The sequence below is a fragment of the Cobetia sp. AM6 genome (genome assembly GCF_009617955.1).
Taxonomy (GTDB): Bacteria; Pseudomonadota; Gammaproteobacteria; order Pseudomonadales; family Halomonadaceae; genus Cobetia; species Cobetia amphilecti.
This window is the reverse complement of record NZ_AP021868.1, coordinates 3873373-3888023: the sequence shown is the minus strand read 5'-3', so window position 1 is coordinate 3888023 and position 14651 is coordinate 3873373. Positions and strand designations below refer to the sequence as shown.

Annotated in this window: 9 protein-coding genes and 1 rRNA gene; 2 read left to right on the top strand and 8 right to left on the bottom strand. The window is 63.4% G+C overall.

What is annotated here, in order from left to right:
- Positions 1-35 precede the first annotated feature (35 nt).
- Positions 36-151: ribosomal RNA gene (gene rrf / locus CLAM6_RS16200) — 5S ribosomal RNA — on the top strand.
- A 568-nt stretch (positions 152-719) separates the two neighbouring features.
- Here rrf and CLAM6_RS16195 read toward each other — a convergent pair.
- Together CLAM6_RS16195 and CLAM6_RS16190 are read right to left on the bottom strand one after the other, a co-directional pair.
- Positions 720-3305 carry a heavy metal translocating P-type ATPase gene (locus CLAM6_RS16195; protein ID WP_197738772.1) on the bottom strand — a complete coding sequence of 862 codons (2586 nt, stop codon included), beginning with the start codon at positions 3303-3305 and terminating at the stop codon, positions 720-722.
- Between the two features lie 257 nt (positions 3306-3562).
- Positions 3563-4018, bottom strand: coding sequence for a MerR family DNA-binding protein (locus CLAM6_RS16190; RefSeq protein ID WP_043337156.1), 456 nt, complete (start codon positions 4016-4018; stop codon positions 3563-3565).
- Positions 4019-4461: 443 nt separating this feature from the next.
- Between CLAM6_RS16190 and CLAM6_RS16185 the strand changes: the two genes are divergently transcribed.
- On the top strand, positions 4462-5715 hold the full coding sequence (locus tag CLAM6_RS16185; RefSeq protein WP_242007705.1) for an OmpP1/FadL family transporter: 1254 nt from the start codon (positions 4462-4464) through the stop codon (positions 5713-5715).
- Positions 5716-5903: 188 nt separating this feature from the next.
- Here the strand turns inward: CLAM6_RS16185 and CLAM6_RS16180 are convergent, their stop codons facing one another.
- From CLAM6_RS16180 to CLAM6_RS16155, 6 genes are all read right to left on the bottom strand, one after another.
- Complete coding sequence (locus CLAM6_RS16180; protein ID WP_172978729.1) at positions 5904-6986, bottom strand: porin; 1083 nt, start codon at positions 6984-6986, stop codon at positions 5904-5906.
- A 353-nt stretch (positions 6987-7339) separates the two neighbouring features.
- Positions 7340-8935: an ABC transporter ATP-binding protein gene (locus CLAM6_RS16175; protein ID WP_153637002.1), complete on the bottom strand. Its 1596-nt coding sequence runs from the start codon at positions 8933-8935 to the stop codon at positions 7340-7342.
- 147 nt (positions 8936-9082) lie between these two features.
- A complete protein-coding gene (locus CLAM6_RS16170) occupies positions 9083-10006 on the bottom strand; it encodes an ABC transporter permease (protein WP_107335886.1) in 924 nt (307 codons plus the stop codon).
- A gap of 14 nt (positions 10007-10020) precedes the next feature.
- Positions 10021-10947, bottom strand: coding sequence for an oligopeptide ABC transporter permease OppB (gene oppB / locus CLAM6_RS16165; RefSeq protein ID WP_043337152.1), 927 nt, complete (start codon positions 10945-10947; stop codon positions 10021-10023).
- Between the two features lie 59 nt (positions 10948-11006).
- The gene (locus tag CLAM6_RS16160; RefSeq protein ID WP_172978727.1) at positions 11007-12644 is read right to left on the bottom strand and encodes a peptide ABC transporter substrate-binding protein; all 1638 of its coding nucleotides are present in this window, start codon (positions 12642-12644) and stop codon (positions 11007-11009) included.
- A gap of 150 nt (positions 12645-12794) precedes the next feature.
- On the bottom strand, positions 12795-14420 hold the full coding sequence (locus tag CLAM6_RS16155) for a peptide ABC transporter substrate-binding protein (protein WP_153636626.1): 1626 nt from the start codon (positions 14418-14420) through the stop codon (positions 12795-12797).
- Between the last annotated feature and the right edge of the window lie 231 nt (positions 14421-14651).

The window sequence follows — 14651 nt, the reverse complement described above, 5'->3', positions numbered from 1 at the left end:
TTGAGACTCAGGCATCGCAAGATGCCACCGTTTCGCCTGACGACCATAGCGAGCGTGAACCACCCGATCCCATGCCGAACTCGGAAGTGAAACCGCTTAGCGCCGATGGTAGTGTGGAGTTTCTCCATGTGAGAGTAGGTCATCGTCAGGCACTTATACTGAACCGCCCCTGTAGCCTTGCTGCAGGGGCGGTTCTCTTTGTACGCAGGAAAATTGGCGCAATAGAAAGCCGTGTGCAGAAAGACGACCAAAGGAAACGCCCCTGTCACTGATGTGGCAGGGGCGTTTTTGCATTCTCGGCACTTTGATCAAGCGGGGTAAAGAAGAGCAAAGCGGCTGTGGAAAACTCAAGATTCGGCAGTGCAGGAGCTACCCACAAGACCTCGCGACAGCTGCTTTCCCCCCCCCCCAGTGGACTTGCCGGGTGACCCAGGTCTCGGAGCCGCAGGACGGCATGTCATGAGCGCTATCGTTGCGAGCCTTGCGAGAGCCGTCTGGTGCGCTTTTGATCAGGAAACAGTCACGAAAAAAGCCCTGCCACACAGGATGTGACAGGGCTTTGAGATGATTATCTAGCGCGATTGCCTTGTGCAATCAGCTTGCTCGATTTCAGCGACTACAGAGCAAGTCCTGGAGTGTGTTTCATGACTTGGCGAGCCAGAACCACCAGACAATGGCGGCGATCAGGCCGAACCCTAGCAGATTGATGGCCATGCAGATCATGCTGACGCTCCTTGTGAGGTGGTGGCGGTATTCTCTGGGTTACTCGTTGCGGATCCAGCTGCGCTCGGGGGCGTATAGCGACGCAGACGATTGGCATTGGTCACGACGGTGACCGAGGACAAGGACATGGCCAGTCCTGCGATTACCGGCGACAGCAACATGCCCGTGAAGGGGTAGAGGATGCCTGCGGCAATCGGGATGCCGATCAGGTTGTAGCCGAAGGCTCCTACCAGGTTCTGCTTGATGTTGCGCAGGGTGGCCTGGCTGATCGCGATCGCATCCGCGACCCCGCCCAGCGACGGCTGCATCAACGTGATACCGGCGGTCTCGATGGCAACGTCGGTACCTTCGCCCATCGCGAAGCCGACATCGGCCAGCGCCAGCGCCGGCGCATCATTGATGCCATCGCCGACCATGCCCACCACATGACCTTCCTGCTGCAGCCGCGCGATCTCGTCGTGCTTGTCATCCGGTGAGACGCCGGCACGGTAATCATCGATACCGGTCTCGCGCGCCACGGCGGCTGCCGTGTGAGGGTTGTCACCGGTCAGCATGATCACCTTGAGGCCGATGGCATGCAGGCGAGCGATGGCATCGCGGCTATCGTCACGCAGCGGGTCGGCCAGCCCGAAGACGGCGAGCAATTGATCGTCGCGAGCCATCAGGATCAAGGTGCGCGCATTGTCTTCCAGAGACGTGATCTGCTCGCTGAGAGGAGCCAGGCTGATGCCGGCCTCTTCCAGCATGGCAGCGTTGCCCATGCGCCAGGTGCGTCCTGTATCATCCTGAGCCTGAATGCCGCGTCCGCTGATGGTCTGGTAGTCATGGAAGGCCTTGCTGCGTGAGGCATCGGGGCGTCTGGCTTCGATATGTGCCAGCAGTGCCGCGGCCAGCGGGTGCTCGGAGCCTCGCTCCAGTGCATATGCTGCATCCAGCACGGCTTCCTCGTCTTCCCCTTCGAGGAGTGAGACCTCGGTGACTTCCGGCTTGCCGCGCGTCAGGGTGCCGGTCTTGTCGACCACCAGCGCGGTCAAGCGACTGGCGGTCTGCAGTGCCTCACCGCTGCGTACCAGTACGCCATGTTCCGCCGCCTTGCCGACGCCGATCATGGTCGAGATCGGCGTCGCCAGACCCAGCGCACACGGGCAGGCGATGACGAGTACCGCCGTCGCGACCACCAGCATATGCACGCCGGTCGGCGCAGGCCCGAAGTTGAACCACACCAGCGCAGCGACGATGGCGATGATCATCACGCTGGGCACGAACACGCCGGAGATGGTGTCAGCCAGCCGGCCAATCGGCGGGCGCGAATTCTGTGCCTGACGCACCTGGCTGATGATGCGCCCCAGGCGAGTCTCGCTACCGACGCGCTCGACCTCGAAGACCAGACTGCCACGCGTATTGAGCGTACCGGCGGCTACCTCGTCGCCGATACCGCGTGACACGGGCAGTGGCTCACCGCTGAGCATCGATTCATCGATATGGCTCTGGCCCTCGATGACCCGGCCATCCACCGGGATGCGCTCACCGGGGCGAATGCGCACCTGGTCCCCGCTGCGGACCTCGTTGATATCGATCTCGCGCTCTTCACCATCGCGGATCACGCGAGCCGTGCGAGTCTGCAGATCCAGCAGCGCACGCAGCGCCTGCTGAGTGCGGCCCCGGGCGCGGACTTCCAGCGCCTGCCCCAGGCTGATCAAGCCGATGATCATGGTCGATGCTTCAAAGTAGAGCCCGCGCGCCGCCGGGGGCACGCTGTCGGGGAACAGCAGCACGCCCATGGAGTAGATCCATGCCGCTCCGGTACCGAGCGCCACCAGCGTATCCATGTTGGCCTGATGATGCGTGAAGGCCTTCCAGGCGCTGGTGAAGAAGCTGTGTCCTGCCGTGGCGAGCACGCCCAGCACGGCGACGCCGATCGCCAGCCACACCCCGCGCTCGAGCCCGTCGAAGCCGGGATGATGGAAGAACATGCTGATCATCAGGGGGATGCCGATGCCCAGTGACAGCACGCTGTCACGGACACGAGAGCGATATTCCTGATCGGCGTCCTCTTGCTGTTGCTGCTCACCGGCCTGCGCGTCTTCCACCAGGCTTGCCCCGTAGCCGACGCCTTCGATGGCCGAGACGATCTCGTCGGGAGCGAGGCGGCTCGTGACCTGGGCGGTGCGCGAGGCGAAGTTGACCTGCGCCTGCTCCACTCCATCCAGGCCATCCAGTGCCTTCTGGATCGTCGCCACGCAGCTGGCGCAGGTGACGCCGGACAGTGAGAACTCGGCGCTTGCGCTATCGGCTGGCTGGCTCTCAGTCGCTGCTTTGTTTGCAGTACCTGACGCGTTCGCAGCGCTTGACTTGCTCGCAACGGCCGGCGTATCAGCAGCCGGCGCGGCTTGAGCTTCATCCTCCTCGGCGGGGGCCTCAAGCGAATAGTCCGTCTCGAGGATGATTCTCTCGAGCAGCCCGCGCGGCAGACAGGTGTCCACGTTGAGAGTGTCTTCTTTCGGCGTGCCACTGACTTGCGCGGTGTCATCCCAGTGCTGGATGGCCTCGCGCAATCTGGCGACGCACTTCTGGCAGTGCATGCCGTACACCGACAGATCGTGATGGGCGCGTTCCGGCAGGGCTTCCTCCTTGAGGGGGTAGCCGCAGTCGTCCGCGACTTCCTGCAGTGCCGTGGATAACAACTGGCTGTGCATCAGCAACAGCTCTGCATCAGGTGCGCCGAGCAACTCGGCCTGCGGGTCCTGCGCCTGCAGGGCACGACGAATCCTGCTGACACAGCCCTGACAATGGATGCCTGGCGCCTGCAGAAGGCGTGTCTCGGGAAGTGATGTAGTCATCATGATTGCCCCCCGTCGCGGCGTTTGGAAGTGGAAGCGGTGTCGGGCATGTCCTGCGGAAAGCCTTCGATCAGACAGCACACGCTGTTGCCGTCCGGCACGCCATCCGGAAGGTCCTGCCAGCAATCCAGCGCATGCTCCATGCGCTCTGCGAGGGCTTCCAGCTCACGAATGCGCTCGCGCACTCTCGGCAGGTGCTGTCGCAGCAGGTCACGAACCAGCGGGCACGGCGAGTCGTGCTGGTCCGCCTGCTCAAGAATCTGTTTGATGTCGGCAAGGCTGAAGCCCAGCTGGCGTGCCTGACTGATGAATTTGAGGCGTACCAGCGCCTGCTCATCGAAGCGCTGGTAGTTGTTGACGGGATCACGTCGGGCCGTGATCAGCCCCTGGCGCGTGTAATGGCGAACGGTTTCGGCGGTGACGCCCCCCGCGCGGGCCAGTTCAGCGACTTTCATTGCATCATCTCCTGGTGATCAAGAGTGGCGGAGAGAGCATTCGGCTGCCCTGAAGGTCTGTCGGCAGCCAATGTTCCGTGACTGATCATCAGTGTAAGACTTATGTGTTGCACATAGGTCAAGCGAGCCGATACATACGAAAAAGCTGATGTTCGACCAATAGGCTAGAGGGGGGAGCAGAGGGGGCTGTCGTGTTTTAAACGCTGGCGACAAGGCACTAAATCGTCGTCAGGTCATGGGCTTAGCAGCACGTAACAGTGCAGACATGAATGAAAGTTCCCTGAATACTAGAAATCTCCCTATTCAAACAAACGTTCGCCCTTGACTTGAACGCACGACTCGCCCAAAACGTAGGTGACAGAGCTATGCATCAACGAATGATAACAACAACATGCGGCTCTCCAGCCACCTGCAATGGGACGCCATCCATAATGAAAAACAAGATGAACAAACTCACCCTCGGGGTCGCTCTGGCAACGGCAGCCACGGCTTATGCCGGTGGCGTTCACGCGGGGGCCTTCCAGCTGAACGAGCAGAGTGTCAGTACCCAGGGCACCTCCTTCGCCGGGCGCGCCTCGAATGCCAATGATGCCTCCACCGTGTTCGGCAACCCGGCCGGCATGTCCTTCCTGGATCGTGCCCAGATCACCGGCGGTGTGACCTATCTGGACGTCAATACCGATATTGATGTCGCCACCGCGAATGATGCACTCGGTCGGCCAGTCTCTGGCGGAGATGACGGCGACATGGTGCCGGGAGCGGCAGTGCCTTCCTTCTATTACGTGCAGCCGATGAATGACCGGGTAGCACTGGGCTTCGGGGTCTACGCGCCCTTTGGTGTGATCACCGATTATGGTTCTGATTTCCGCGGCCGTTATTTCGCCAATTACAGTGAAGTCGAGGTGGTCACCGCCCAGCCGACCATCTCCTACCGCATCAATGACAAGTGGGCCATCGGCGCCGGTGTGACCTACAACAGCGTCAAGGGTGAGCTGACGTCGAATACTCTCGATGCTGGCACAGGCGATGGCAAGGTCAAGATCAAGGGCGACGATGCCGCCTGGGGCTACAACGTCGGGGTCATCTTCCAGCCGGTGGACAGTACCCGTCTCGGTCTGTCCTATCGCTCCAAGGTGGATTACAGCCTGGAAGGCGAGGCCAAGTACAACAATGTCTTCACTGGCACGGGCTTCGCGAATACCGAGCAGGATGCGTCGCTGGACGTGACTCTGCCGGAAAGCATCGACTTCTCCGTGACGCACAAGCTGGATGATCGCTGGACGCTGATGGCGGGCGTGACCTGGGTGCACTGGAGCCGCTTCGATGAGATCGCGGTGGAAGTCGACAACATGAGCGACATCGTCGAGGAGCAGGGCTACGAGGACAGCTGGCAGTACGCAGTGGGCCTGAGCTATCAGCTCAATCCGCAGTGGGTGCTGCGCACCGGCATGGCCTTCGATGACAGCCCGACCGTGGACGAGCATCGCAGCGCGCGTATCCCGTCCGGGGATCGCACCATCTTCTCGCTGGGGGCCGGCTGGACGCCGATGCCGGAGCTGACCATCGACATGGCCTACACCTACCTGTGGGAAGAGACGGCCACCGTCAGCCTGAGCGAGCCCAACCGTGGCACCTATGAAGCCGATTACGAGAATGAAGCGCATGGCTTCGGTCTCGGCGCGACCTATCGCTTCTGAGTACGTAAGCGGCTGAAACCCTGAGCTGGTCTCGGGACAACCGATACAACCGATACAGCCGATACAAACAAACGCCCGGTCCTATGACCGGGCGTTTTTTGTCGTCCCTGCCGGGTTCATCAGGCAAGGGCGGAACTATCGCCTCAGCGCGAGCATTGGCGAACCGTCACCAGCGTCTGACATGTCGATCAGAAGTCGTAACGCGCCAGGAACATCAGCTGGTCGCGGTCGGCGCTGTACTCGCTGCCGTCTGACTGGCGGCTGTTGTCGAAGCGATACTCGGTGGCCAGCGTCAGGTCCTTGACCCGCCAGGCCGCGCCCAGAATCTGATAGGCGTAGCGTGCTTCGCTGTCGGCGTCCTCCAGGTGATTCAAGCCACCGTAGAGCTCGACACTGTCATTGCCCCAGATGACCTCCTTGAACTTGTAGTTGACCACGAATTCCGCGCCGCGCGCCTTGTCGACGAAATCTTCCGAGGAGTCCAGGGTGCTGCCGGCGATGTGGTTGCGATATTCCCCGCCGACGAGGGCGATGTACCAGTTGCCCGGTGACCAGTGACCGCCGAGCAGCCAGGCATCGATATCGCCGTTCTCGCTGTTGCCGCTCTCGTAGTCGCTCAGCTCCGTATGGTGGAAGACCCCGCCCACCGTGAAGTCCTCGTTCGGGTGCCAGTTGAGCGCGGCTTCATAGCTGTAGTCACGCTCATACCCCGAATACTCGGTCTCGGTGGTGAAGACGCCATCCTCGAAGAGTGAGGTCTCGTTGCTGTGCTGGCCATCATGGCCGAGCTGGTAGAGCAGGCCGACAGTGACGTCGTCGAAGCTCTTCTTCCAGTAGAGCGAGTTGTCCGGCCGCCCCGTGCCATGCAGGCCGCCGTCACCGCTGCGGCCTTCGAAGGTGCCGGACGCCTCGCCACCATTGATCCAGAACCAGTCGGTGTTGACGGCCACCATGTCGTACCAGGGGCCATACTGCTTGCCGACCGTGAAGCTGCCCCATTTCTCGTGGGCCGCTCCGGCATAGAGCATGCGCTTGTAGTGAGCATCGGTGCCGTCCTTGAACCAGGGATCGAAGCCCCATTCGGCGCGGATGATGGAGCTCCAGCCCTGCTCGAACTGATGCTCGTGGATCAGGCGCACCCGCGAGCCGCCGTTGTAGATCTCGTCGTGTGCGCCATCCTGGATCACGGCAAACGCCGCCAGGCGGCCACTGAACTCGACGCGGTCGGTATCCGTCTTGTAGACCTCGATGGCCTGGGCCATGGGGCTCATGCTCAGCAGTCCCGTACCGAGCAGGGCTGCGCCAATCGCGTGACGCAGTCGTGAGTGAGTGTGAAGGGGGATGCTGGCTGTTGTTGTAGGTTGCATCGTCATCCTGTGCATGTCTTTCCATCGGTGTGGGTCATGCCGGAGCATCCTGCTCCGGCCTCGGTCGGGTGCAAGCACCCGGTTGGCAGCCAATGTCGATTTGTGTGAGCGACTCGGCTGCCCTTGCCCGGGGCGAGGCCGGGCGCTCATCGCCACCCTTCAGGCAGGCAGTGATGAGGCCCTGCGCCTTTTCTCAGGCAAAGCGGGGTCTTGATGGGCGCCGCAGCGCCCATCAGTCATGTCGTCTTTTCAGGGGGTCAGTGGTGCGTCTGTCCCAGGTCCGGGGCGAAGGCAGCCTGCATCAATTCACACGTATAACGCTCACGGGGTGCCTCGAAGATGGCGTGGGTGCTGCCGCTTTCCACCACCTCGCCTTCCTTCATCACGATGAGATGGTCTGACAGCGCACGCACGACCGCCAGGTCATGGCTGATGAACAGATAGGTCAGGCCATGGCGCGCCTGCAGGTCGCGCAGCAGGTCGATCACCGTGACCTGTACCGAGCGGTCCAGCGCCGAGGTCGGCTCGTCCAGCAGCAGGAATTCCGGCTTGAGCACCAGGGCGCGGGCTATGGCGATGCGCTGGCGCTGACCACCGGAGAATTCATGCGGATAGCGATTGCGCATGCCGGGGTCGAGGCTGACCTCGCTCAGGGCGTCGCAGACCCGCGCATCGCGCTGGGCGCGATTGAGCTCGGGGTGATGCACGCGCAGGCCTTCGCTGATGATCTCGCCCACGGTCAGGCGCGGCGACAGGGAGCCGAAGGGGTCCTGGAAGACGACCTGCATGCGCGAGCGCAAGGGGCGCATGCCCGACTTGTCCAGCGGCATGATATCGACGCCATCGAAGCTGATCTGGCCCTGGCTCTTGAGCAGGCGCAGCAGGGCGCGACCCAGCGTCGACTTGCCGGAGCCGGACTCGCCGACGATGCCGATGGTCTGGCCGCGTCGCACCTCGAGATCGATGCCGCGCACCGCCTCGAAGGCGACCTTGGGCCCGAACAGCGGACGCTTGATGGTGAAACTGACACGCACATCGCGCGCCGACAGCAGCACCGGTGCATCCGCGGCCACCGGCGCCTTCTCACCGGCCGGTTCGGCATCGATCAGCATGCGGGTGTAGGCGTGCTGCGGGCTCTCGAAGACGTCGTGGGTGGCGCCGGTTTCCAGCAGCTCGCCGTGACGCATCACGCAGACGCGGTCCGCGAAGTGGCGCACGATGCTCAGGTCGTGGGTGATGAACAGGATCGCCATGCCGTAGCGCTGTTGCAGCGACTTGAGCAGCCGCAGGATCTGCGCCTGCACCGTGACATCCAGCGCGGTGGTCGGCTCATCGGCGATCAGCAGGTCCGGCTCGCAGGCCAGTGCGATGGCGATCATCACGCGCTGACGCTGGCCACCGGACAGCTCGTGGGGATAGCTGTCGATGCGTCGCGCCGGCTCCGGAATGCCGACCTGCTCGAGCAGTTCCAGCGCCTTGTGGCGGGCCGCGCGGCCCTTGAGGTCACGATGCAGTGCCAGTACCTCGATGATCTGGCGCCCGATGCGGTGCAGCGGGTTGAGCGAGGTCATCGGCTCCTGGAAGACGGTGGCGATGCGATTGCCGCGCAGCTCGCGCATGCGCCGCGTCGAGGCGCTCAGCAGGTCTTCGCCGCGCAGGCGGATGGCACCCTTGATCTCGGCGAGTTCCGGCAGCAGGCGCAGGATGGCGGTGGATGTGACTGACTTGCCGGAGCCGGACTCGCCGACCAGCGCCAGCGTCTCGCCCTTGTTGAGAGTGAAGCTGACGCCCTTGACGGCGGGTACCGCGCCATCCGGCAGCTGGAAGTCGACCTTGAGGTCATCGATCTCCATCAGCGGCGGCGTGCCAGGCGCCTCGGCCGCCAGTCCCAGGCGAGTCAGGGTGTCGGCGCGGGCCTGGTCGGCGGCGTTGCGTGCTGGCGGCAGGCTGGAGGAGGTGCCGGAGGTAGAGGGTGAAGAAGTCATGATCAGCGCTCCGGTTCAGCGAGTCTTGGGGTCGAGGGCGTCACGCAGCCCATCGCCGAGGAAGTTGAGGCAGAACAGGGTCGCGGCGAGGAAGGCCGAGGGCACCAGCAGCATCCAGGGGGCGGTCTCCATCATGTCCTTGCCTTCGGAGATCAACACGCCCCACGAGGTCAGCGGTTCCTGCACGCCGAGGCCGAGGAACGACAGGAAGCTTTCCAGCAGGATGACCTTGGGCACCGTCAGCGTGACGTAGACGATCACCGGTCCCAGCGCATTGGGGATCAGGTGGCGGGTGACCACCTGCAGGTCGCGCACCCCCAGCGCATGCGCCGCCTCCACGAATTCACGCTTCTTGAGTGCCAGCACCTGGCCGCGCACGATGCGCGACATGTCCAGCCACTCCACCGCACCGATGGCAGCGTAGATCAGGAAGATGTTGCGACCGAACACCACCATCAGCAGGATCACCAGGAACATGAACGGCAGCGAATACATGATGTCGACGAAGCGCATCATCAGGTTGTCGGTGCGTCCGCCGAAGTAGCCGGAGACGGCGCCGTAGAGCACGCCGATCACCAGGCTGACGAAGGTGGCGACCAGCGCCACCGACAGCGAGATCTGGCCGCCATGCAGGGTGCGGGTCAGCAGGTCGCGGCCGTTGACGTCGGTGCCGAAGACGTGGCCGGAGGCCAGGTCCGGGCCGGTGCCGATGGCGTTCCAGTCGACTTCATCGAGTTCGAAGGGCGTCAGCCACGGGCCGATCAGGCAGGCCAGCACGATGACGGCCATCACCACCAGGCTGCACATGGCAGCGCGGTTCTGCTTGAGACGACGCCAGGCGTCGCGGGTCAGGCTGTCGCCTGCCGGCGCGGCAGGGGGCTGGCCGTCGAAGGCACTGGCACCGCCGGTGCCGTGGGGAGCGGGAGTTGTCTGTGACATGTCAGGGCCTCGGGTCAGTCGTCGTAGCGGATCTGCGGGTCGAGCATGCTGTAGAGCAGATCGACGATCAGGTTGAGCAGCAGGATCAAGGCGCCATAGAAGACCACCGTGCCCATCACCAGGGTGTAGTCACGATTGAGCGCACCCTGCACGAAATAGCGCCCGATGCCGGGAATGCCGAAGATCTGCTCGATCACCACCGAGCCGGTGATGATGCCGGCGATGGCCGGGCCGAGGTATGAGACCACCGGCAGCATCGCCGGTCGCAATGCATGGCGCAGAATCACCTTCCACTCGCTCAGGCCCTTGGCGCGGGCGGTGCGGATGTAGTGACTACCGAGCACCTCGATCATGCTGGCGCGCATCATGCGGGCGATGTAGGCGATCTGCTGGATGGAGAGCGCCACCACCGGCAGCAGCAGGTTCTGCCAGGCGCCACCGTTCCAGCCGCCGGCCGGCAACCAGCCGAGCAGCACGCCGAACACCAGCGCCAGCAGCGGGGCGATCACGAAGTTGGGCACCGCGATTCCCGCCAGCGCAGTACTCATCACCACGTAATCCGCCGTCGAGTTGCGCCGGATGGCCGCGATCACCCCCAGCGGCACCCCGATCAGCAGCGCGGCCAGAATCGCCCACATGCCCAGCTCCAGACTGGCCGGAAAGCCCTGGCTGATCAGCTCGCTGACATCGAAGTCCTTGTACTTGAAGGACGGGCCGAGATCGCCCTGCACCAGATCGCCCAGATAGCGCAGATACTGCATCGGCAATGGCTCATCCAGGTGATAGGCCGCGCGCAGGTTCTGCTCGATTTCCGGGGGCAGGCGGCGTTCGCCATCGAAGGGGCCGCCCGGGGCGACCCGCATCAGGAAGAACGACAGGGTGATCACGATCAGCAGGGTGGGAATCGCCTGCAGCAACCGTTTGAGGGTGTAGCTCAGCATCCAGTGCTCCGTCCGGGCCGCTGCCCGGGTGTGTCGTTGTTATTGGTGACTGTGGTCTGTCAGTGCGAGGTATCGAGCTGCAGATAGCGACTCGGGTGCACGTCCAGCGCATTGGGCGCCCAGCCGCTGATGGCGGGGTCGACCAGGCTGGAGGTGACATAGTCGTAGAGCGGCAGCACCACATCGTGGTCGAGCAGATACTGCTCGGCGTCGTGGAGCTGGCGCTGGCGGGTGCCGACGTCTCCTTCACGCGCCGCCGCCTCGATCAGCGCATCGTAGGTCGGCGAGCTGAGCCCGGGCGCGTTGGAGGTGTTGTCGCTGCTGAAGGCGTTCAGGAAGTCGTAGGCATCGGCGATGGTCGCGATCATGCCGTAACGGCCGACCTCGAAATCGCCCAGCGCCAGATCGCGGTAATGCACCGCGGCCTCGGTGTTGGTCAGCGTCACCTTCACGCCCAGCGGTTTCCACATCGCCCCCAGGGCCACGGCGATCTTCTTGTGATCTTCCAGGGTGTTATAGCGCAGGGTCAGCTCAAGCGGGGTATCCGGGCCGTAGCCCGCGTCGGCCATCAGCTCACGCGCCTTCGCCATGCGCCGGTCCATCGACCAGTCAGCGAAGTCGAAGCGCGCGCCCTGATGCTCACCCAATGCCTTCGGCACGAAGTGCCAGGAGGGAATCTGGCCCATGCCGAGAATGCGCTCGGTGATCACCTCACGGCGCGTGGCCAGATTCAGCGCGCGACGAATGCGCTGGTCGGCCACCGGCGAGCCCTCGCGCAGATTGAAGACATAGAAGTACTCGCCGAGGATCGGGTAGGTCTGAAGGGCAGCGGCCAGGTTGTCCTGAATCCAGGTGTAATGGCTGGCGGGTACGCCGTAGGCGATCTCGACTTCGCCGGCGCGGAAGCGATTGAGCGCGGCATGACTCTCCTCGATGGGCAGGTAGACCACCTCATCGAGCGCGACCGTGTCCGCCGCGTGATAGCGCGGATTGGGCGTCAGGCGAATCTCGGCCTGGGGCGACCAGGTCTTGAGCACGAAGGCGCCCGAGGTGGCCATGTTGGCCGGCCGCGTCCAGTCAGCGCCCTTGGCCGCGATCACATGGCGTGGCAGCGGGGCGGCTTCGCTCATCGCCAGCGTCTGCTCCAGCGTCGCCGAAGGGTGGCTGAGGCTGATGGTGAGCGTCTGCGCATCCGGCGCGGCCACGCCAAGCTTCTCCGCGGGCAGCTCACCGGTATTCACCGCGCGGGCATTGACGATCGGGTAGTAGAGCGTGGCGTTGTGGGCCGCGGTGGCGGGTGTCAGCAGGCGGCGCAGCGCGAAGACGGCATCCTCGGCGGTCAGCGGCGTGCCGTCTGACCATTCGAGCCCCTCGCGCAGATGAAAGGTCCAGCTCAGCCCATCGGCGGACGACTCCCAGCGCTCCGCCAGCCCGGGAATCAGCTCGCCATCGGCGGAGTAGGCGATCAGCGGCTCGAACAGATCACGCGTGATACGTGTCTCCCAGGTGCCGTTGGTCTGTTGCGGGTCAAGTGACGCCGGTTCGGAGCCATTGGCGATGCGCAGGATCTGCTCGCTCTGGCTGGTGGATTCTGCTGCCACGGCGCTGCCGGAAGCGCCAAGGGAGAGGGGAAGAACGGACAGCAGCAGGCCTGCGCTGAGGCTTGCCGCGCATTGCATCGGTGAGGTGGGGGACATGCATGAACTCCTTGTCACGCCCGTGGGGCGCGACGTCATCTTCTGGTGCCATCCTTGGCAGATGCCACGCTCCTGCCCTGCCGGACACGAGCGTGGACCCATGACGATCTAGAGAGCGGCGAGCCAGCTCAGAGGCTCACAGGGCTCGCCTCACTCGGAGAACGAGACCCAGCGCGAGCGGTGGGTATCCTCGATGTTGTTCTTCCAGCCGCTGAGCTTGGGGTTCACCAGATTGCGCGACACGTAGTAGTAGATCGGCAGCACGGCGTAGTCATCCAGCGCCTTGCGCTCGGCGTCCTGCATCAGTGCCTCGCGATCCTCCATGTCGAGCGTATTGGCGGCCTCTTGCATGTCGTCATCCAGCGCACTGTTGGAATAGGCGCCGTAGTTGTTGGGCACGCCGCTTTCCAGCAGGTTGAGGAAGTTCTGGGCGTCGTTGTAGTCGCCTATCCAGCCGGCGCGGCCGACATCGAACTTGCCCTGGCGCATGTCCTCGTAGTGCACCGCGACTTCGGCATTCAGCAGATTGACCTTCACGCCCAGCGGCTTCCACATCGCGGCGGCGGCGATGGCCACCTTCTTGTGGTCTTCGCTGGTGTTGTAGCGCAGGGTCAGCTCCAGCGGGTTGTCCGGGCCGTAGCCAGCCTCTTCCATCAGGGACCGGGCCTTCTGCATGCGCTCATCCATCGACATGTCCTTGAAGGCCATCTCCTGGATGTCGTAATGGTTCACGCCGGTGGGCACGAAGCTGTAGGCCGGCACTTCGCCGGTGCCGAGAATCTTGTCGGTGATGATGTTGCGGCGGATGGAGAGGTTGAGCGCCTCGCGCACGCGCGGGTCTGCCGTGGCATGGCCATCGCGCGAGTTGAGCACGTAGTAGTAGATGCCCAGGTAGGGCGCGACGTGGGTGGCGTCCGGCAGGTTGTCCTTCAGCCAGCCGTATTGCTGGGTCGGGAATTCGCGCGCGATGTCGATCTCGCCGGCGCGGAAGCGCTTCAGGGCGCTGTTGCGCTCCTCGATGGGGTAGTAGATCACCTCATCCAGCGCGACCTCATTGGCATCGTGGAACTCAGGATTCTTGAGCGCGACGATGCGGGTCTGTGGCTGCCACTCGCTCAGCTCGAAGGCACCGTTGGAGACCATCTTGCCGGGGTCGGTCCAGTCCTTGCCGTACTTCTCCACCACATGTTTGGGCAGCGGGTAGGCGGTGTAGTGCGACAGCTGATCCAGGAAGTAGGGGGTCGGGCGCTCGAGAGTGATCTCGAGGGTGTGATCATCCACGGCACGCACGCCGAGGGTGTCCGGCTCGGCCTCGCCGCTGTTGATGGCCTTGGCATTCTTGATCGGATACAGGATGTAGGCGTAATCCGAGGCATTTTCCGGCGTCATGATGCGCTTGAGCGCGTACACGAAGTCCTCGGCGGTCACCGGCTCACCGTCTGACCACTTGCCGTCCTCGCGCAGCGTGAAGGTATAGGTCTTGCCATCGTCGGAAATCTGCCACGACTCGGCCGCGCCGGGGATGCGCTCGCCATCGGCGGCTTCGGTGACCAGGCCCTCGAAGAGGTCGCCCACCACGTCATTTTCCCAGGTACCGGAGATCTGCTGCGGGTCCAGCGAGGCCGGTTCACCCATGATCGCCAGCTTGAGCGTGTCGGCCATGATGCCCTGGGAGGCAACGATGCCCCCGGCCAGCAGCAGAGAACCTGCCAGGCGTTTGAGCGCGAAGCGTCCGGGGAGCGCCGGGGTGTGAGAGGGGGAGTACAGTCGTGCCATGATAGGGAGGCTCGCTATTGTTGTTAGGGGTAATACGAGTGTCGCCTTCTACCATCGAATCTTTTCCTGCCCGCTGTCCATGTTAAAAAATAGATGGCTTATGCATGCATTCGATAAACGTCATGCAAGGCGTGGAAACTCGGGCCATTCGGGGCTGACGGGCCTTTGAATCACTTTGGTCGTATTCGTCGCCTGCCCGCTGAGGGCGGCATGCCTGGCAGCCGAGAGCCG

Coding starts and splice junctions, on each gene's coding strand:
- CLAM6_RS16195 (WP_197738772.1), bottom strand. CDS start 3,305: ATGCACTGCCAGAAGTGCGTCGCCAGATTGCGCGAGGCCATCCAGCAC.
- CLAM6_RS16155 (WP_153636626.1), bottom strand. CDS start 14,420: ATGGCACGACTGTACTCCCCCTCTCACACCCCGGCGCTCCCCGGACGC.
- CLAM6_RS16180 (WP_172978729.1), bottom strand. CDS start 6,986: ATGAGCCCCATGGCCCAGGCCATCGAGGTCTACAAGACGGATACCGAC.
- CLAM6_RS16190 (WP_043337156.1), bottom strand. CDS start 4,018: ATGAAAGTCGCTGAACTGGCCCGCGCGGGGGGCGTCACCGCCGAAACC.
- oppB (WP_043337152.1), bottom strand. CDS start 10,947: ATGCTGAGCTACACCCTCAAACGGTTGCTGCAGGCGATTCCCACCCTG.
- CLAM6_RS16170 (WP_107335886.1), bottom strand. CDS start 10,006: ATGTCACAGACAACTCCCGCTCCCCACGGCACCGGCGGTGCCAGTGCC.
- CLAM6_RS16160 (WP_172978727.1), bottom strand. CDS start 12,644: ATGTCCCCCACCTCACCGATGCAATGCGCGGCAAGCCTCAGCGCAGGC.
- CLAM6_RS16185 (WP_242007705.1), top strand. CDS start 4,462: ATGAACAAACTCACCCTCGGGGTCGCTCTGGCAACGGCAGCCACGGCT.
- CLAM6_RS16175 (WP_153637002.1), bottom strand. CDS start 8,935: ATGGAGATCGATGACCTCAAGGTCGACTTCCAGCTGCCGGATGGCGCG.